We start from the raw sequence: 19,083 nt of genomic DNA on the forward strand, positions 1-19,083 counted from the left end.
GCACGTCAGCGAGCGCCTCTCGCGCGGGCCGTCGGGGCCTCCCGATGAGTCTCGCGTCGCTGGGCGGGGCGCCGGCCCGCGCACGACCGCTGGTCGACGTCCATCGCGACGCGGCCGGTGCGGCCGGACATGGGGCGCGGCTCGCGTGGCGGGAGTGAGTCACCTCTACGTCGGCGCGACCTCGCAGGAGGCACGCGACACGTTCTACCCCTACTACCGCACCTACGTCCCCGAGGGCCGTGGTGCCCACCTCGACCGCGCGCTGCTCGAGACGATGGCGGGGCCGGACGGCCCGCTGGTCGTCGGCAGCGTCGGCGAAGTCACCGACAAGATCGCGAAACGCCGCGACCGGCTCGGAATCGACCGATTCCTCGGGAAGGCCGACCTCGGCGGACTCCCGCGCCACCTCGTCACGTCGTCGGTCGAACGCCTCGGGCGCGACGGGGCGCTTCTGCTGCGTGGCTGACCCCCGGCCCACGCGCGTCAGCTGTCATCCCATCCACATCGACCCAGAAGGACAACCCCATGACCCTCGCTGCACACATCGCCTCTGTCCTGCTCGCCGCCGGCATGCTCGCCTCCGGCAGCCTCAAGCTCGCCCGCTCCGAGCGCATCGTCACCCTGATGAGCGCCGTCGGGGTGCAGGGCCCGGTCCTGACCGTGCTCGGCGGACTCCAGGTAGCCGCCGCCTTGGGGCTGGTCGCCGGCCTGTGGTTCGCGCCGCTCGCGATCGCCGCCGCGACGGGGCTGGTGGTGTACTTCCTCGGTGCGGTGGGCGCACACCTGCGGGCCCACGATCCGGACTGGCAGCCGGCTGGCGTCCTCGCCGGACTGTCGGCGGTGACCCTCACCCTGTTGCTCCTCGCCCTGTGAGCCCAGGGCCTTCCGCGGCGCCCACCTGCAACTATGCCGTCCACGGTGCCTCGCCCCGTGACGGCTCGGAGACGCACCGCGCCCAGGTCGACTCCAGGCGAGTGGGGCCGCTGGTCGCGACGCCGGCGTGCGCCACTCGTGGCGAGGAGCGGACGCGGTCCGATGCGGTCTCGACCTCGTAGAAAGCCTGAGGGCCGCGCCCGGCTGGCGGCGGCTTTCGCCGATCTACCAGCCGAAACACGGCCCTCGTGGTGGTGGGCAAGGGCGGGGTCGAACCGCCGACCTTCCACCTTTCAGCGCGAATCGGTGGTCCGCCGTTTGCCCAGGTCAGAGGCCGTTTCAGCAGGTCGAGGTCCGAATCCTGGTGAGGCGTAGACCACGACTGACTATGCCCGACCACGCCTTAGAGGTGGCCGCATTGTGGTCTATTCGCAGAGTTCAAGTCCGCGCTCAATGAACGGTCCTAGATCCAGCTTTGCGCCCTTGATGTCGGGATTGTCGGCCCAGATCGGGTCCACGTTCTGGAAGGGCGACATTGACCGGGCGACGCCGTTGAGTGCGTACTGCGCTCCCGGCACACGGATCGTCACCGAGGACGCTTCTCGGCCGCCAGACTTCACGATGCGGCAGGTGAGCGCACCGTACTCGACGGTGAGGGGCCAGCCGTCTCCGTAGCTTGCCGCCGTGACGAGGCCCGGGTCATCACGGAACCCTTTGGGCACGTCAGCCGGTTCCGCATCGGATGGCTCGGCGTCGCTACCGTCGTGCTGCGGAAGGTCTAGCTGAAGGAAGGACAAGAAAGTTCCTGCGAACCGAAGACCGCGACCGCCATCACGTAGTACTTTGATCGAATCCAGGAGTGCCAAGGAGTACACGATGAGAAACATCGCGGGCGGCATTGGGGCAGCAGTTGGTGTGATCATGATCGCTCTTGCGATGTGGCTAGTGCCCGGGTCGACGCACACCTCCGCCGCACCGTCGGCTCCGCCGAGCGAATCTAAGGGCGTCGGAGCAGACGAGGTCCGCTACACATTGACGGATTTAGGAGCGACGCCTGGTGAATCTCTAGATGAATTCATGTCGCGGCAAAAGGCTAATAGCGTACCGATTCTCGAGTGCCCTGGGCTGCAAAAGCTTTTAGAAGATAAGAGCAACCTGGAGGCTTTTTTAACCTTTTTTGGAAATGACGCGCTTCAGTCGCGCTTCGCCGAGTGCCCAGATCCGGAACTTTTGGCGCAAAGTCTGGTTAAGGGAGCAGGACGTTGAGTCGGAAGAACGCAACGCTTCGCTTCTGTGAAGGTTTGGCGGTGACTGTACTCATCGGTTGCTGCTTCGCGTTGTCTGCCGCTTACGCAGCCAACATCGCCTGTTCTTCGGGAGGTGGCTCCTGTTCCGGCACGAACTCGGCAGACAACATCACCGGCAGCGGTGGCGATGACGTGATCTTCGCCTATGACGGGAACGACTCGGTCGACGCGCGAGGAGGTAAGGATCTGGTTCGCGGAGGAGACTCGGGAGACACGGTTTTCGGAGGCCCAGGCTACGACTACGTCGTCTATTCTAATAACGAAGTCGACGGCCTAGCAGGTGGAAACGGACTGGACGACATACACGGAGACGGTGGCACCGACGTTTTGTATGGGGGGCCGAACGACGACCGTCTTTCAGGCGATGGTGATGACGACCTCATCATCGCCAGTGATGACGACTTGAACGGGGATGACAAAGTATGGGGCGGGGCAGGTGACAATGACATATGTCATGTCATCTCTGGCTACGATCACGTCATGGGCGGCTGTGAGACTGTCGTAATAGATGGATATTACGTCTAAATCCTGTTCCAGGATCTCGACTAATCAAAATTTGAGCAGTCACTTCTCGTAAGCATGGCTATCGCGTGCGAACCAGTCTTTTAGACTGCATCATCGATGAGTCATGCGTCTCGATATAAGTCCGTGGGCTTGGGCAGGTTCCGGCGAATAGCCGTAAGAGTATTTTCCAAGGTGGCCGCAGATCCATTCTGAACTTTCTCGCCGATCTTCTGCGCGGTGGTCACATCTGAGGCCCCAGAACGGGGCTCCATGACCGGCCAAAAGGCCCGTATGTCGGCTCTTCAACGTTCGGCGTGACGCGATCCTGACGTAGGTGCTCGTGGCCCTGCGGCAGGCTGGGTGTTCTTCAGGCATCCGGCAGAGGGGACCACGAGCGTGTCCCAGCCTACGGCTGGCGCGGCCTCTTCGGCTGCGTCGGTGTTGTTCAACCTGCCCGACCACGAGGTCCTCGAGGCGACCCGCGACGACGACGGTGCACGCACCGTGGTGATCGCGGCGACGGCGAGCGAGGCGGCCTGCCCCGACTGCGGGGCGCTGTCCTCGCGGGTGCACCAACGCACCCGACAGCGGCTTGCCGACGTGAGCTTCGACGGGCACGTCGAGGTCGCCTGGATCAAGAAGCGCTGCAAGTGCACCGAAGCGTTGTGCGCCCGCAAGTCGTTCACCGAGCACACCGACCAGGTCCCGCCCCGCGCCAGGCTCACCACTGGACTCAAGGACGCGATCCTCGACGCGGTCGCCAGCGAGGTCCGAGCCATCGACCGCGTCGCTAACCAGTTCGGGCTCTCCTGGCCGACCGTGCAACGCCTCGTCGATCAGGCAGCGGCAGCGCTGGCGGCGTGGCGCCGGACACGGCCGCGGCTGGTGCGACGGTTGGGGATCGATGAGCACCGGTTCAGGTCGGTGCGCTAGTTCAAGGACGACCGTGGCTCGTGGCGGCGGATCGAGCCCTGGATGACGACCTTCCTCGACCTCTCGACTGGTGAGGTGATCGACGTGGTCGAGGGTCGGGATGCAGGAGCCGTCGCGGCCTGGCTGGCCGCACAGCCGCGCTGGTGGCGGCGCCGGGTGGACGTGGTCGCGATCGACCCGTCGGCCTCGTTCCGCTCCGCCGTGCGGCGCTGGTTGCCCAACGGCAGATCCGGGGGCTAGTCCAGCGACCCGAAGGGCGGTATGACGCCGGTCCGAGGCAAGTCCGCAGCGAGCGCTGCAGTGGACTCCACTAGTATTGGTCGCCGCACTTCAGATGCTCAGTGCGAGATCTTCCCAAACACATCGACGCTGCGGTGTAGGACTTAAGGCCAACCTCCGATACGACTCCGAGGTTGCCGACGGAAACGACTGGTAAGCCGTCCCGCCGACTGAGACCGTTTGGCGCGCACGCCTCCTGGCGTACTCGTCTATACCGGAAGGTCAGCTGTGTTAGTCGACTCAGTGGAGGTGAGAGTGATAGCAGTCTGCGCAGCGGCGGCCTGAGCCGCAGTGGCTTCTTGCACTTGGCTCTGAAGCCTGTCGAAGTGAAGAACGGACAGCAGTTCAATCAAGCGCATCGACTCATCGTCGTGCGGCACACCGGTGGTGGCGCGCAGGACCACCTCTGCGAGGTACGTGGTGGTGGTCCCGGCTTCTTCAGCCTTGACCTGCGCCTTCAATAGGGCGAGAGCCCCATCGGGAGAGTCTGGGTTGTGGTCTGCCCCCGGCCCGACTGCGACTGGAGGGCGCTCGGGTGAGGGGGCTCCCATTGAGGTCACCGTGCCCGTGCCCGGGTCTGGCAGCCGGCGCATTCGGCGGCGCGCTGCTTCTTGTGACTGCTCGACAAGCTTGCTGGCGGCGTCGAGATGGCTTGACGTTCCACCGAAGGCACGTACGCCGGCGGCGATAGCCCAAGCGCGAACAGCATCTGGGGTGATCTGTAACGGTTCACGGGTCGAGGTAGAGGACAGCTGGAAACCCATGTCGAGCGAGATCACTGATGTGACTTGCGTGTCGTGGTCATCGGCTCTGTCCTCGGCGATGGCGATGGGGATGACCACTGTGTGCGGTCCGAGAACTTCACGAGCGGCGTCGTCGAGAGTTCCGAGTGCCTCGAGGGTCTGGTCGAGCAGTTCTCCTGGGGTGACGATCACCCAACTGTTGGGTTGTAGAGCCCATGACGCGGGATCGGGGTCAGCAACGAGCTGGTAGGTAGCCTCTGGGACGCGGGCCAAGACTTGCCGCAGTGTTTCAGCGCCCTGAACGCTGGCCTCTTCGCGCACTCGCTCCACGATCTCAGCGGCTGAACCGGACGGGTCATCGGCTCGCACATGTCGTGCTTGTGTCGGCTGAACATGGAGGGCCGCAGCCAGGTCCGCTGCACTGCGCATGTGTGTGCTCAGGGCTTCGGGTAACACGGATCCGACTTCAGGAACGACGGGTTGAGCGGCGTCGCGTGCCTTGTCGAGAGCGTCAGCGGCGTCTCTTAACGACATCGCCATGGCGAGGGCGCGTCGCGTTGCTTCGTTGTCTTGGGGTGCGGCGTTGAAGACGGCCTCGAAGGCGGTTTGCAATGCGCGTGTGGTGGCGTCGGCCGCTCGGTCGCGTTGGTCATCGTGGGCATGGGCGGTGTCGCTGGCAGTCCCGGGTGGCAGTGGTGGCGGACTGATTGCGCTGACACGGTTCCGGATATCGACCAGCTGCTGCTGCCAAGCGGCCCGGCGCTTCGGGTGGTCCGCCGGCTTTAGCCGGAGCGGGATCTGCTGTGCAGCGGCGGTAAGGTCGGATGCTACGGCTGCTTGGGCGGTGATGACCTCGGTCCATGTCTGCGACGAGGTGATGCGTCGAAGGCTGGCTTGGTAGCCAACGCTTTGGCGGACCGAGAACCGGTCCGGGAAGGCGGCCCGGGCCATGTTTTTGTATCCGGGTTCGAAGTCGCGCAGCCGGTATCGCGCACCGGAAGCGGTCACGGTGATGATCTGGAACTGTTCGATTTCAGGGCAGGCGTCCTTAATGCGCTCAAGGCAAGACACTGTCGACCAGTTGAGGCCATCGTCGGACTTCGGCGGAAGGTCCCATGACAATCGCGGGACTTGATCGGTCTCAGAAGGAAGTAGCCGTGTGACGCTTGCGGTCAGCCGGCCGGGGCTCGAAAGGCTAGACCGGGCTGGGCTGTTCGGAAGACGATTCTCGCCGGTGCGATTTCCGGATGCGGTGCCGTCTTCGGTTTCGTCGTCTTGGTCCTCTTCAGGCGGGGTGGTGTGCAGCACCTCAGCGTCGAGAACGAAGGGGTCCGCAGCGCACACGGTCCGTACCCGCTGCGTCACGTCTCCGGCGACCTCGGCGAGTTCTTCGGCCGAGACGTGTATGGAGCACACAGCCAGCAGCCGCGACCACACGAGTGCGGTGGTGTCGTCATGCGGCGCTGTCGACCTCGCCAACAGCGCACGGACCGATTCCTTTGAGACGTTGAGGGGTTCGCGGCCCGCTTCGAGCAGGCGCGTCGCGTCGACCAGGTCCGCATTTCGCAGCAACTCATCTAGCGCATCTTGGGCGAGGCCGCGGCAGGCCGAAGTCAGTGTCGTGTCGAAGGCAACTCGTCGAGGGATCTTGTCAGCGATGGGTCGGATCATCGGCAAGAGCTCGTCGAAGACCCCTCCCTGGCCTGTATCGCCGAACCCCTGGTTCCGCATCGGATAGATGAACATGGCAAGGGTGGTGATCGGGAGGCTGTCCTTTTTCGCCTCTTCAAGTGCCGGGAGTGTGGCGGTCGCATAGAGGGCATTGTCGGCGCGTTCGGCGCCCTCTAGGAACGATGCGATCGTCGCCGTCGACGCTCCTCGGTTCAGAAGGGTCTGCGACAACGCCGTTACGACCTCATTCAGATCCTTCGGGAATTGTTCCGCGACGCGTCGCAGCATCCAGCCCGCGTGATCTGGGTCGATGACGGGAGCGAGTCGAGACAGCGTCGTGGCCGTCGTAGGTGGTGGGCTCTCATGAAGCAGCCCACTGATTACGGCCGACCGGAGTTCATGCAGGCCCCGCCAGGTGGAGCCGCTCTCGACGGCGATGTGCTCGTCTCGAAGAACAGAGAGCGCATCACCGACATCGGACTCGTCAGGATCCCACCCAGCTGCTGCTGGCTCATTCCGCTCCGTTCCTGGCGCGTCTCCGCGAGGCGCCTGCGGCCTGGGCGCATTGGCCAGCAACTGAGCACCCAGCCGGTCTGCGTCGAGTTGCAGACCAAGCAGATGGGCGGTCGTCACCAGTCGGGCCCCTTCGCGTTGCAGCCGCCTGGCAGGGTCTCGGAGTTGCTCAACCTGTGCCGCCAAAACCTCACGCAGACGTCGCCCAGTCGTCAGTAGAGCGATGAACTCCATCATCAGCCCCTCAGACTTTCCGAGAGCCTCAAGCGGGTCCATCTGAAGAGCGACGCCCCGAGTGCTCAGCCGCTCCCCCAGATCCTTGGCCACGGGCGCGATCAGCACCGGTCGAACGATCCGGGTCGCACCCACCGTCAGGGCCGGTGTGAAGTCTTCGGCTCGAGCGGCACCCAACAGAAGCGTCCCCGGCACCTCTCGGACTAAGGCTGCCGCTTTCGACCACTCACCGACGTGCGGCCGGCCTAGGTCGTCGCAGACGACCAACACGGGCGAGTGGTCACTTGGCCGCTGTAGACGTACATGTCGGGCAAGGTCTCGGGCGTCCTCCTCAGTCTGGACCCGAAGAACCCGCAGGACACGTGCACCCGGGACTAGGTCGCGGGCCGCACGCCACAACAGCACGGACTTCCCGGCACCCGAAGGTCCCACCAAAATGACGGCACGTTCGGTTGCCAGTCCCTCACCGCACGCATCAAGCTCCACAGGACGGCGGACGTCCAGATTGGCTGCGATGTGGGCCGGCCGGCCGTCGACACCGAGGTAGAAGACCCGGGACTCGATCTCTTCGGGAGCGATGAAGTCGACCGGAGCGCACACACCAGCCGTCAACGCCTGGTGCAGCCCCGCCGGGTCCACCGAGTCCTGGATCTCGACGAGAAGGGCGTCGATGTCACTGGTCCGCAGCAACCCAGCAGTAGTCGATGTCGCCCGACGCTGATCGCCCGACAGACGGCCTACTTCGTCGGTCAGGCGGGCCACAGTGAGCCCGCCCACCGTTGGATGTGCGGCAGCGGACTGGACCAGCAGCCTTTCGGTGTCTTGGCGCAGCCGGTAAGGCAGGTGTAATAGATGCGACCGGGACAAGATGTCGTCGGCTTCGTCGTCGGAGTAGCCGCTTGAAATCAGGCCGTCCTTGATGCGGCTGACACCGGGCCGGGTCGCAGGTCCAAGCGTGTCCTTCCAGCCGGTGAACGTCAGCTCCGAACTCAGGGTGCCGTCGGTGATGAGGACGATCCTGGCGCCTCGAGCGCTCGCCTCGGCGTGCGCCAGCGCTTCAGCTACACCGGACGGGTGCATGACGCCATGGCCAGCATCGAGTTCTTTCATCTGCACGTAGGTGCGGGCGCCGTCACGAGAGGTGCAGTCCGCGTCCTCGTATCCCTCAGGTACGAGACTCACGAAGTCCAGTTCTCCAGCATGCGAGGCAACCAAAAGGTGCGCACACACGCTTGTCTGCCAGCGGACACCAGCAACGTTGCGTGCCCCTTGCCTGAGGTCGGCGAACAGTTCGTCTCTGGGCATCTTTCGCCGCCGCTCGAAAGTAGGCTCCTTCCTATCCGAGCCGCTCGAATTCACCGCTGCCCCGCGTTGCGTCCTCGGCGACGAAGTACGCCGCGTGCTGCCCTGACGACCTCCCTTCGCGCCCACGACCTCATCCTCTCCCGGACTTAGCAGGTCGCGAAACGTCCTCTTGAGCGGTGCCCCGGAATTTCATCACACGCGCCATCTCGGACGAAGAACGCCGCACAGACCGTCTCTCCGAACGACAGCCCCAACCCAAGCGTTCGCACGTCGTACCCACCGAAGTGCGTGCGTCATTGCGGGCGGAAGGACGCGGGGCGCTGAGGCACGGTTGCCGGTTGCGATGACTTCCCAGATGTGCCACGCGTTGCGGTGTGGGTCGATGGGCTGGGGCTGCGATCTGGGAGCCGCGACCAGTTGGCCGGGCTGGCGTGCGGATGCCTGGCAGGAACATGCGGGCCTCGAGCGGTGTGGAGACCTCGCGATCGGAGTCGCCGGTTCCTGCACAGGCCGCCTGTATGTGGCTGACCGGGTGCCAATCGACCTCGGCCGCGGCTCGCACACAGATCCCGCGCGCACGCAACTGCAACTGGAACTGCAACTGGCCCGGAATGACGACAGCCCCCGCCAGCGCCGGCGGGGGCTGTTCTCGCAGGTCAGCGACCTGCTGTGTGGTGGGCAGGGGCGGGGTCGAACCGCCGACCTTCCACTTTTCAGGCGGACGCTCGTACCAACTGAGCTACCTGCCCATCCGACCGCCGTAACCGGCCGCCGAACGCGAGCGAGCATACATGCAGGTGAGTGGGGTCTCCGATTCGGGCGGGCACGACCGGTCGGGCGACCCGAACGCGATCGTGCTCGTGCCCGATGCTCTCAACGAGCAGACTGCCATGCGCGCCAGAGCCGCGCGTAGGGGCCGTCGCCGGCTGCCAGCACGTCGGGTGGCCCCTCCTCCACGACTCTGCCGCGTTCGAGGACGACGACACGATCCGCCGCCGCCGCGGTACTGAGGCGATGCGCCACGAGCAGCGCGGTCCGTCCGGCGAGCACCCGCGCCATGGAGGCCTCCAGCTGGCGAGCACCGGTGCTACCGGCCTCTGCCGTCGCCTCGTCGAGGATCGCGAGATCCGGGTCGCGCAGCACCAACCGGGTCAGTGCCAGCTGCTGGGCCTGCAAGGGAGTCAGGGCACGTCCGCCGGCGCCCACTCGCGTCGCCAAGCCGTCGGGAAGCACGGCGACCCAGTCGAGCGCCCCTACGGCGCTCAGCGCGGCCAACAGATCGTCGTCGCTGGCCTCGGGCCGGGCCAGCCGCAGATCCTGTGCCAGCGTCCCAGCGAAGACATGGACTTCTTGTGTCACCAGCGTGACCCGGGCCGACAACTGCTCGCGGGAGAGGGCGTCGACGGCCGTGCCGCCGAGCTCGATGCGACCCGCCCGCGGCGTGTGGATGCCGGCCACGAGAGCGGCCAGCGTCGTCTTGCCTGCCCCGCTCGTCCCGACGAGCGCGACGTGCTCGCCCGGCTCGACGACCAGATCGACCTGGTGGAGGACGTCGGGGTCGTCGTACCCGAAGCCAACGCCCGCCAGCACGAGACGGGAGTCCCGCGGAGTCGGCCCGTCCGCTCTACGGTCCAGTGGCAGTTGCACGATGCCGGTCAGGCGGCGCAGGGAAGCCGTCGCGCTCTGGATCTCGTCGAGCAGGTGGACGAGAGCGCCGATCGGGTCGTAGAGCCGGATGAAGTAGAGGGCCGCCGCCGTGGCGGCGCCGAGGGAGACCGAGCCGTCACCCACCAGTGCGGCGCCGACCAGCAGCACGGTCGCGGTGCCGGTCAGTTCGCCGGCGTGGATGCGTGAGAAGAACCAGGCCGTGGTGTCGGCGGCGCGGATGCTGCGGAGCCGGGCCGCCTCCGAGGCTGCCTCGACCCGCCGCAGATGACGCGGACCCAGCACGAGCGCCTGGATCGTCCGAGCTCCGCCCAGGGCCTCCAGGAGCTGCTGAGAGCGATCGCCCTCGGCGCGGCGCTCGTCGACGTAGAGCGGAGGTGCGATCACCGTGTAGCCGTGCGCGGCCCAGGCGTAGAACGGGAGCGAGACCAGACCCGCCAGGGCGAAGCGCCAGTCGAGCGCGGCCAGGCCGACCAGGGTCAGTGCCACCGTGAAGATGGACCACAGCAGTTCCGGTACGCCCTCGCGCAGCGCCTGACTGACCCGGTCGACGTCGTTGCTCACCCGCGAGACGAGATCACCGGTGCCGCCTCGTTCGACGCTCGCGCGCGGGATGGCCAGGGCATGCCCGAGAACAGCCTCGCGCAGGGCCGCGAGCGCCCCCTCGCCCACGCGTACCACGAGGTACCAGCCCGCACTGGCCGTGAGCCCCTGGATCATGGTCGCGACGGTGATGACGAGCAGCGCGCCAGCAAGATCGTGACGCGTGCCCTGGCCGTCGGCGACATCGACGACGCGGCCGATCGCGGGGGGTATGACCAGGCCCACGGCCACGGTCACGACCAGGACCACGATGGCCAGCAACGCCCCCGGCCAGTCGGGCCGGAGAACGCTCCAGAGGTGGCGTCGGGCCTCGCGGGCGGAGGCGACGGGCAACGTCGGATCCCCTGCCGGGCGTTGCCGTCCGCTCATGCCAGCACCACGCCTGCGTAGCGCTCGTCAAAGGTCAGCTCCTCGTGCCGTCCGGAAGCGACGACCCTGCCCTCGCTCACGAAGACCACGCGGTCGGCCGCGGCCAGCACTCCGGCGCTGGAGGTGATGACGATCGTCGTGTGGCGACCCGCGCGCAGGTCTCGCAGGCCCGCAGCGACGGCTGCCTCCGTCACCGCATCGAGCGCGCTCGTCGGCTCATCGAGCACCAGAACCGGTGGGTCGATGGCGAGGGCGCGCGCCAAGGACAGCCGTTGCCGTTGCCCACCGGAGAGGTTGCGGCCGCCCTGCAGCGATCCGAGCTCGCGAATCGAGTCGGCGACCTCCTCCGCGCGCGCGGCCACGAGAGCAGGGCCAGGGCGGGGGCCGAGGATGTCGGCCACGGGCTCGGTGAAGAGCGACGCGTCGTGCGGCACCACGACGACCCTCCGTCTCAGATCGTCGAGTGGGTACTGCTCGGCAGGCACGCCGTCGACCATCACGCGACCCGTTGCCGGGTCGTGGCGTCTGGCCAGCAGATCGAGCAGCTCCAAGCGCTCACCCAGGTCATCGACGACCATCGCGACGAACTCCCCCATGAGAACCCGGAGGTCGAGGCCGCGCAGATGACCTCCGTGGACACGCTCGACCCCGAGCGCGATCCCGTCCTGGCCGGGGACGGCCCCTGGCAGGTCCGCCGCGGGCTCGCCCACGGCGTAGTCAGTGTTCAGCAGATCGGCGATTCGGCGGGCCGACGCGTACGTCGTCGCGGCCAGCGCGCCGGCGTAGGCGATCCTGCTGACCGGGCCTACCAGGAACTGCGCGAGGCCGACTCCCGCGACGAGCTGTCCGGCGGTCAGCTCGCCCCGCATCGCCAGCAGCGCCCCGACAGCCGCGACGGCGACGAGCAGGAATCCGCCGATCGTGCTGGTGACACCCTCGAAGAGGGCTTCCGCCGCCCCGGCACGCACGCGTGCACGCCGGGAGACCTGACTCATCTCACGGTAGCGGTCCGCGGCCGTCTGCTCCGCCCCGATGCCGCCGAGCACGCGCAGGCCCTCGACCAGGTCGACCGCCACGGCCGCGGACTGAGCGGCCGCCTCCTGCTGAGCGGCGCTGCGCTGCTGCAGGGGACGCGCCAGGAGAGGTGCGACGAAGACCACGACCAGCACCGAGACCAAAGCGACGAGCCCGAGCAGGGGCGAGGTGACGAAGAGAGCGAGCGTCGCGACGCCGAGGGCCGCCAGGCCACTCACCCCGGAGGCGAGCGCGTGGACGCTGTTGCCCACCTCGGAGGCGTCGGAGCTCGCGATGCTCAGCGCCTCGCCGGTCGACCTCTCACCCTTCATCCCCCGCGGGTCCAGGAAGCGAGCGACGACGGCCTGACGGACGTCGTGCTCGGCTCGGGTGCAGGCGCGAACGCCGACGGGGCCCGCGCCGTTCCCGCACGCGGAGAGGACGACATAGATGCCGGCCAGGAGGGCGATCCACGCCCAGGTGCCGGCCACCGAGCCGCGGGCGATCGCGTCATCGAGGGCAAGGCCGACGATGACGGGGGTGGATGCCTCGCAGATCTGATGGACGCTCACCATCAGTGTGGTCGCCCCGGCGCCCTTGCGAGAGCGGCGCAGGGCGAGCCGAGTCACCGACCACGCCGTCTGCACGGTCGGTCCGGGGCCGCTCGCGCTCATGCGGTGCACGACGACGGGTTGCCGGACGCTTCGCCGCGCGGACGGATAAGCGGGCGAGCGAGATGACTCGGCATGACACTAAGGTTAGCCTGGCCTTAATAGACAGGAGTTCCCGTGTCCGATCCTCAGGCGCCCGTCGGTGGGTGGACAGACCCGCCCACCCTCGCTCGACGGGTGTCGTCGACGTGAAGGTCCTGCCCATGCGGGTCGCCCACGCAGAGGTCGTGGACGTCACCGACCTCACGCCCGGCATGCGCCGCGTCGTGCTCGGTGGCCCGGGACTGGCGGACTACGAGTCGACCGGTGTCGGTGACGAGTACGTCCGCGTTCTCTTCCCGCGTGTTCCGCAAGAGCGCCCTGCGCTGCCGGGAATCCTCGGTAGTCATGTCGACTACTCGACGATCGATGTCGGACAGTTGCGTTGCTACACGGTGCGCGCCCACGAGCCAGGACGTGTGAGCATCGATGTCGTTCTGCACGAGGGTGGTGTCGCGGCGAGCTGGGCCCGCCAGGCCGCCGTCGGCCAGGTCGTGGTGATCAACACCCCGGTCGGGCTATACGACCCTCCCGAGGACATCGCGTGGCAGGTGCTGGTCGCCGACCATGCCGGCGTGCCGGCGGCGCTGCGCATCATGGAGCAGTCGGCGCACGTGCGCACCGTCGCCGTCTTGGAGGTGCCGGGGCCGGACTACGTGCTGCCGACCCCTCCGGCGGCGGAGGTGCGCTGGCTCTACGGGGGCAACGGCGCGGCTCCGAGCGCACTCGAGAACGTGGTCCGCGCGTTGCCGCCCTCGACCCTCGGAGAGGGGTACGTGTGGGTGGCCGGAGAGACCAGGGCCCTGCGCCCGATCCGCGCCTATCTGCGTCGCGAGCTGGGGCTGCCCGCGACGGCCTACAAGATCGTCGGCTACTGGACCCGAGGGGCCGAGGAATGGCGCGAGCGCTACGAGGCCCTCCCCGAGGACGTCCGCCGCGAGCTCGAGGCGATGTGGGAGAGCGGGCGCGACGAGGAGGAGATCGAGGACGACTACGAGCTGCGGCTCGATGAGTTGGGACTCTGAGCGCCGCTGTCGCCTGGAGGCGGCGGTCAGGGCGGTTGGACCGAAGGCAACTGTGTAAGGTAAGCCTTACCTAAAAATGAGAGGTTGTCGTCCCATGATCGTGTCTCGCTTCCTGCGCGCCGTGTGCGCGATGGTGCTGGTGACCGCCGCGGTGGCGTGCGGATCCGCCGATCGCACGGAAGGAGCCAAGGAGACGGCGTCCGCGAGTTCGGACGATGCGGTGTTCCCGGTCTCGGTCGAACATCGTTTCGGCGAGACCGTGGTGCCGGCTCGGCCGCAGCGTGTGGTCAGCGTCGGCGTCACCGAACAAGACGTCCTTCTCCAGCTGGGGATCGTGCCGGTCGCGGTGACCGAGTGGTACGGCGACCAGCCCGACGCGACCTGGCCGTGGGCCCACGACCTGCTCGACGGCGCCCATCCGGAGGTTCTGACCACCAGCGACGGCTTCGAGATCGAGAAGATCGCCGCCTTGGATCCCGATCTGATCATCGGCGTCAACGCGGGGATGACCGAGCAGGACTACCGGACGCTCTCCCAGATCGCGCCCACCGTCGTCAGCGTGCCCGGATCCACCCGGTACTTCTCGCCTTGGCGGGACCAGGTGCGTCAGATCGCCCGTGCCGTGGGGCGAGAGGCCGAGGGAGACCGGATCGTCGACGCCGTCGCCCAACGCTACGCCGAGGTGGCGGCCGACCACCCGCAGTGGCAGGGCATGACCGCCACCTTCTCCCAGGGTGGCCCTTCCGACAACCAGCTCTACGTCTATCCCGATGGGCTGAGCACCGAGTTCCTCAGCGACCTGGGATTCACGATGACCAAGGGGCTGGAGAAGTTCGCGGCCGACTCGGACTCCCAGGCGCTCATCTCGGCGGAGAACGTCGGGCTCATCGACGCCGACGTGATCGTCTTCGCCACCGAGAGCCGTGAGCAGTTCGACCAGCTGCAGGACTTCGGCACCGTCCCCCTGCTCGAGGCGGTCGCGGAGAACCGGGCCGTCTACACCGACGAGGTGATGGCCGGTGCCACCTACTTCAGCACCCCGCTCAGTCTCGACTACCTGCTCGAGCGCCTGACTCCGATGCTCGAGGCAGCATCACAAGGAAAGGAACCACGTGCCTATCCCTCCTGACATCGCGACGGGCCGCCGGCGATTCCTCGCCGGACTCTCCCTCCTCGCCCTGGCCCCCGGGCTGGCCGCTTGCGGGAGCGGTGCCGACGACTCCGGGCCCTCGGGTGGCGCAGACTCCGAGAACGGAACCCAGGACGGAACCGAGGACGGAACCGAGGACGGAGCCTTCCCCGTCACCATCGAGCACAAGTACGGCTCGACCACGATCGACCGAGCTCCCGAGCGCGTCGTGTGCGTGGGACTCACCGACCAGGACACGCTGATGGCACTGGGCACCGTGCCCGTCGCCATCACCTACTGGTTCGGCGACGAGAGCCTGCACGGCATCTACCCCTGGGCCGAGGACTACCTGGGTGAGGCGGATCCGCCGACAGTGCTCAAGGACAGCGACGGCATCGAGATCGAGAAGGTCGCCGCACTGGCCCCCGACCTCATCATCGGTCAGTACTCCGGCATGAGTGCGGCAGACTACAAGAAGCTCTCCGCCCTCGGTGTCCCCGTCGTCGCCCAGAACGGTGACTACGCCGACTACGGCACCCCCTGGGACGTCGCCGCGCTCACCCTCGGCACCGCGATCGGCAAGCCCGAGGCCGCGCAGCGCCTGGTCGACGCGGCGAAGGAGAGCATCTCCCAGGCGGCCGCAGCCCACCCCGAGTTCGAGGGCGAGACCGCGGCCGTCGTCACGCCGTACGAGGGGCTCTTCATCTACGGGCCCGAGGATCCTCGCTCCCAGCTGTTGACCCAGCTCGGCTTCACGCTGCATCCCCTGATCACCGGTGCCGACGACAGCGAGTTCGGCATCTCGCTGAGCAGCGAACGCACCACCGACCTCGGTGATGCCGGCGCCGTGGTGTGGATCGACTACAGCGGTGACAAGCAGATCGATCGCCTCTGGGAGGGCACGACCGCCTACGATGAGGGCCGCTGGTTCGACATCAACGGCGACGACAGTCCCGACTACTACGTCGCCCACAGCTTCGTGACGCCGCTCAGCATCCCCTACCTCGTCGAGCGCTACGTGCCCCAGCTCTCGGCTGCCGTCGACGGCGACCCGCAGACCGCGGTCCCGGCCGTCAGGGACTGAGCGGGCGCCGAGACGGCCGGCCCTCTGCCTGGTCCCGGTGCGAGAGGGCGTGGCCGGGGTGGTGCGGTCACGAGTGCGACACGTGAGAGCGCGCGTCCGGCAGGCCGGAGGAGCGGTGGGAGATCGGGATGACGAGGGGCAGGCCAGTCCGGGGATCGGGCACGACGTCGGCGGAGAGGCCGAACGTGTCGTCCAGCAGTCTCGGGGTGAAGACCTCGGCGGGTGCGCCGGTGGCGGCGATCGTGCCGTCCTTCATGGCCACGATGAGGTCGCTGTAGCGGGCCGCGAGGTTGAGATCGTGCAGGACCATCACGATGGTGCGCTGCCGCTCGCGATTGAGACGGGTGACGAGGTCGAGCACCTCGATCTGGTGGGCGAGATCGAGATAGGTGGTGGGCTCGTCGAGCAGCACGAGGTCGGTGTCTTGCGCCAGGGTCATCGCGATCCACGCCCGCTGTCGCTGACCCCCCGACAGCTTCTCCAGCGGCCTCTCGCCGAGATGTGCGGTGTCGGTCATCGTGAGGGCAGCGGTCACGACCTCCTCGTCGTGGCGAGACCACTGGCTGAACCAGCGCTGGTGGGGATGCCTTCCGCGGGCGACCAGGTCGCGCACGAGCAGGCCGTCGGGCGCGACCGGGCTCTGTGGCAGCAGCGCGAGTCTGCGGGCCACCTCCTTGGTGGCGAGGTCGTGCATCGGGCCGCCGTCGAGCAGCACGGACCCGCTGGTCGGGGTCAGCAGGCGCGCCATGGTCCGCAGGAGCGTGGACTTGCCGCATCCGTTGGGGCCCACGATCGTCGTCACGCGGCCGTCCGGGATCGCCAGTGTCAGGTTGCGCACGATCGGCTCCTCGCCGTACCCGACGGTCACGGACTCGGCGCGCAGTCGGGTGCCCTGAGTCGGGTTCGTCGTCATGTCGAGATCCTTCGATTGGAGCGGAGCAGGAGCCAGATCAGATAGGGCGCACCGACCGCCGAGGTCACCAGGCCGGCCGGGACCGATGTCAAGAGCACGCGGGTCACCACGTCGGAGGTCACGACCAGGCACGCCCCCCACACCATCGAGGCCACCATCGGGGGGCGTGAGCCCCCGACCAGGCGGAGCGCGATCTGCGGCACGACGAGCGCCACGAACGAGAGCGGGCCAACCGCCGCCACGGCCACCGCGGCCAGCCCCACGGCAGTGAGCAGGGTCAACAGTTCGGTCGTCTGTAGACGGACACCGAGCCCTCGAGCCGGATCGTCGCCCAGTTGCTGCGCGTTCAGCGGGTGCGCGAGGAGCAGCGCGAGCGGGACCAACGCGAGGAGCGTCCATATCAGCGGCCAGGCCTGGTCCCATCCGCGCGCGTTGAGTGAGCCGTTGAGCCAGACCTGAGCGGAGACGGCGTCTTGGATGCGGGCGTGCACGAGCAGGTAGGACGTCAGCGCGGTGAGCACGAAGGAGAGACCGATGCCGATGAGGATGAGTCGCTGACCGTCGATGCCGCGCCGCCACGACAGCGCGTACAGCAGAACGGCCGAACCCAGGCCGCCCCCGAACGCCGCCATGGGCACTCCGACCTGCTGGAGGAGGCCGGAGGGCAGGCCCCCATCGTTGCCCGTCGACCCCGTCATGACGATGACCGCCACGGCGCCGACCGCGGCCCCCTGATTGACGCCCAGGATGTCGGGGCTGGCCAGCGGGTTGCGGGCGAAGGTCTGCGTCATGGCGCCGGCCAGGCCGAGTGCGAGCCCGACCAGGACCGCGACGAGCGTCTGGGGGAGCCGCAGGTGCAGCACGATGAAGCGCTGCCCGGTGTCGCCGCCTCCGAGCAGCGTGGAGACCACCTCGGAGAGGGGGATCTGGAAGTCGCCGTGGGAGAGGTCCACCGCGACCAGGACGGCCAGCAGGAGAAGGCCGACCAGGCTGACGGCGCCCGCGCGAAGCGGCACCTGCCACGAGAGGACTCCGAGGCGCAGGGTACCGGGCCGCGAGGGCGCGATGGGCGCGGCGGTCGGCTCACTCATCAGATGCGCACCATCCGCGAGCGACGGACGAGCCAGATGAACACGGGACCTCCGACCAACGCCATGACGATGCCGACCTGGAGTTCGGCCGGCCGGACCACCACTCGGCCGAGGATGTCGGTGGCGATCACGAGGAGGGCGCCGATGAGCGCGGAGTAGGGGAGCACCCAGCGATAGTCGACGCCGGAGAAGAAGCGGGCGACGTGTGGGACCACCAGGCCGACGAAGCCGACCGGACCGCATGCGGCGGTCGCCGCGCCGGTGAGCAGCATGACGGCGAGGATCCCGACGACCTTATGGCGCATCGGGTGGAGTCCCAGCGAGGCGGCGACGTCGTCCCCGAGTTGGAGCAGGTTCAGCGTCGAGGCGCTGACGGCGGCCAACAGCATGCCGACCAGCAGGAAGGGCAGCACCTCGAGCAGGACGTCCAGATCGCGTCCGGCCACCGAGCCGACCGCCCAGAACCGGTAGTCGTCGAGCGTGTCGACGTCGCGGAGCAGGATCGCCTGGGCCACGGAGTAGAGCAGGGCGCTCACGGCTGTCCCGGCGAGGACGAGCGAGACCGGGTTAGGCCCGCCACGGCTCGAGCCGATGGCGAAGACGGCGGCGGAGGCCAGACCCGCCCCGGCGAGGGCGAACCAGGCGTAACCGGAGAGCTGGGTGATCCCGAAGGCGTAGATGCCCACGACCACCGCGAAGGATGCCCCCGCCTCGACGCCGAGCAGCCCCGGGTCGGCGAGTGGGTTGCGGGTGTGTCCCTGCATGAGTGCGCCGGCGGTTCCCAGGGCGGTGCCGACGGCCAGGCCCAGGGCGGTTCGCGGCACGCGCAGGGTGTGCACGATCATCGATGCGTCCGAGCCGTCGGGGTGGAGCAGCACGTGTAGAACCGTGCCGAGCGGGATGCTCCTGCTGCCGACCGCGAGGCTGAGCAGGCAGGCGAGGACGAGCAGGCCGCCGAGCACCACGAGGCCGACGAGGCTCCCTCGGGTCACCGCGGGCGCACGCTGGGCGGGCGCGGCGGCCACGGGCGCGGGAGTAGCCGACATGCACTCTCCTCCGACATCAGTTAGGTCAGGCTAACCTTATCGTGCCGCGATCGGCGTCGGACTCCGTGACAT

At 67.8% G+C, this 19,083-nt stretch carries 16 protein-coding genes and 1 tRNA gene; 9 read left to right on the forward strand and 8 right to left on the reverse strand.

The genetic code is table 11. The features are described from left to right. Positions 1 to 154: 154 nt before the first annotated feature. Both ISG29_RS07040 and ISG29_RS07045 read left to right on the forward strand, forming a co-directional pair. Positions 155 to 466: a hypothetical protein gene (locus ISG29_RS07040; RefSeq protein WP_194502654.1), complete on the forward strand. Its 312-nt coding sequence runs from the start codon at positions 155 to 157 to the stop codon at positions 464 to 466. Between the two features lie 59 nt (positions 467 to 525). Then, entirely contained in the window at positions 526 to 873 is a 348-nt protein-coding gene (locus ISG29_RS07045; RefSeq protein ID WP_194502655.1) for a DoxX family protein, read from the forward strand. 425 nt (positions 874 to 1,298) lie between these two features. Here ISG29_RS07045 and ISG29_RS07050 read toward each other — a convergent pair whose 3' ends face one another. After that, entirely contained in the window at positions 1,299 to 1,739 is a 441-nt protein-coding gene (locus ISG29_RS07050; protein WP_194502656.1) for a DUF2511 domain-containing protein, read from the reverse strand. A 10-nt stretch (positions 1,740 to 1,749) separates the two neighbouring features. Between ISG29_RS07050 and ISG29_RS07055 the strand changes: the two genes are divergently transcribed. The 4 genes from ISG29_RS07055 (at position 1,750) to ISG29_RS07070 (ending at position 3,857) form a co-directional block, all read left to right on the forward strand. Then, positions 1,750 to 2,139 carry a hypothetical protein gene (locus ISG29_RS07055; protein ID WP_194502657.1) on the forward strand — a complete coding sequence of 130 codons (390 nt, stop codon included), beginning with the start codon at positions 1,750 to 1,752 and terminating at the stop codon, positions 2,137 to 2,139. 41 nt (positions 2,140 to 2,180) lie between these two features. Next, positions 2,181 to 2,705 carry a calcium-binding protein gene (locus ISG29_RS07060; RefSeq protein WP_194502658.1) on the forward strand — a complete coding sequence of 175 codons (525 nt, stop codon included), beginning with the start codon at positions 2,181 to 2,183 and terminating at the stop codon, positions 2,703 to 2,705. A 375-nt stretch (positions 2,706 to 3,080) separates the two neighbouring features. Continuing rightward, the gene (locus tag ISG29_RS21545) at positions 3,081 to 3,617 is read left to right on the forward strand and encodes a transposase family protein (protein ID WP_194502659.1); all 537 of its coding nucleotides are present in this window, start codon (positions 3,081 to 3,083) and stop codon (positions 3,615 to 3,617) included. Positions 3,618 to 3,647: 30 nt separating this feature from the next. Continuing rightward, complete coding sequence (locus tag ISG29_RS07070; protein ID WP_328828383.1) at positions 3,648 to 3,857, forward strand: transposase; 210 nt, start codon at positions 3,648 to 3,650, stop codon at positions 3,855 to 3,857. Positions 3,858 to 4,105: 248 nt separating this feature from the next. On the opposite strand, the gene ISG29_RS07075 is transcribed toward ISG29_RS07070, so the two are convergent. The 4 genes from ISG29_RS07075 to ISG29_RS07090 all read right to left on the reverse strand — a co-directional run bounded on the left by ISG29_RS07075 (position 4,106) and on the right by ISG29_RS07090 (position 12,687). After that, a complete protein-coding gene (locus ISG29_RS07075) occupies positions 4,106 to 8,362 on the reverse strand; it encodes a hypothetical protein (protein WP_194502661.1) in 4,257 nt (1,418 codons plus the stop codon). 672 nt (positions 8,363 to 9,034) lie between these two features. Continuing rightward, a tRNA-Phe gene (locus ISG29_RS07080) sits at positions 9,035 to 9,111 on the reverse strand. A gap of 124 nt (positions 9,112 to 9,235) precedes the next feature. Continuing rightward, on the reverse strand, positions 9,236 to 10,999 hold the full coding sequence (locus ISG29_RS07085; protein ID WP_194502662.1) for an ABC transporter ATP-binding protein: 1,764 nt from the start codon (positions 10,997 to 10,999) through the stop codon (positions 9,236 to 9,238). Beyond that, positions 10,996 to 12,687, reverse strand: a complete 1,692-nt coding sequence (locus tag ISG29_RS07090; protein WP_194502663.1) for an ABC transporter transmembrane domain-containing protein — start codon at positions 12,685 to 12,687, stop codon at positions 10,996 to 10,998. The genes ISG29_RS07085 and ISG29_RS07090 overlap by 4 nt, the downstream gene beginning before the upstream one ends. A 185-nt stretch (positions 12,688 to 12,872) precedes the next feature. On the opposite strand from ISG29_RS07090, the gene ISG29_RS07095 reads away from it, so the two are divergent. The 3 genes from ISG29_RS07095 (at position 12,873) to ISG29_RS07105 (ending at position 15,961) form a co-directional block, all read left to right on the forward strand. After that, complete coding sequence (locus ISG29_RS07095) at positions 12,873 to 13,748, forward strand: siderophore-interacting protein (protein ID WP_207792826.1); 876 nt, start codon at positions 12,873 to 12,875, stop codon at positions 13,746 to 13,748. A 94-nt stretch (positions 13,749 to 13,842) separates the two neighbouring features. Further along, positions 13,843 to 14,877: an ABC transporter substrate-binding protein gene (locus ISG29_RS07100; protein ID WP_194502664.1), complete on the forward strand. Its 1,035-nt coding sequence runs from the start codon at positions 13,843 to 13,845 to the stop codon at positions 14,875 to 14,877. Continuing rightward, positions 14,861 to 15,961: an ABC transporter substrate-binding protein gene (locus tag ISG29_RS07105; protein ID WP_194502665.1), complete on the forward strand. Its 1,101-nt coding sequence runs from the start codon at positions 14,861 to 14,863 to the stop codon at positions 15,959 to 15,961. Before ISG29_RS07100 ends, ISG29_RS07105 begins: the two co-directional genes overlap by 17 nt. Before the next feature lie 67 nt (positions 15,962 to 16,028). Here the strand turns inward: ISG29_RS07105 and ISG29_RS07110 are convergent, their stop codons facing one another. Genes ISG29_RS07110 through ISG29_RS07120 form a run of 3 tightly spaced genes read right to left on the reverse strand, consistent with a single transcriptional unit; the run spans position 16,029 to position 19,011 of the window. Next, the gene (locus tag ISG29_RS07110; RefSeq protein ID WP_194502666.1) at positions 16,029 to 16,874 is read right to left on the reverse strand and encodes an ABC transporter ATP-binding protein; all 846 of its coding nucleotides are present in this window, start codon (positions 16,872 to 16,874) and stop codon (positions 16,029 to 16,031) included. After that, a complete protein-coding gene (locus ISG29_RS07115; protein ID WP_194502667.1) occupies positions 16,871 to 17,965 on the reverse strand; it encodes a FecCD family ABC transporter permease in 1,095 nt (364 codons plus the stop codon). Before ISG29_RS07115 ends, ISG29_RS07110 begins: the two co-directional genes overlap by 4 nt. Next, the gene (locus ISG29_RS07120; RefSeq protein ID WP_194502668.1) at positions 17,965 to 19,011 is read right to left on the reverse strand and encodes a FecCD family ABC transporter permease; all 1,047 of its coding nucleotides are present in this window, start codon (positions 19,009 to 19,011) and stop codon (positions 17,965 to 17,967) included. Before ISG29_RS07120 ends, ISG29_RS07115 begins: the two co-directional genes overlap by 1 nt. Between the last annotated feature and the right edge of the window lie 72 nt (positions 19,012 to 19,083).

This window comes from Nocardioides acrostichi (genome assembly GCF_015319165.1).
In the GTDB taxonomy this organism is placed as follows: Bacteria; Actinomycetota; Actinomycetes; order Propionibacteriales; family Nocardioidaceae; genus Nocardioides; species Nocardioides acrostichi.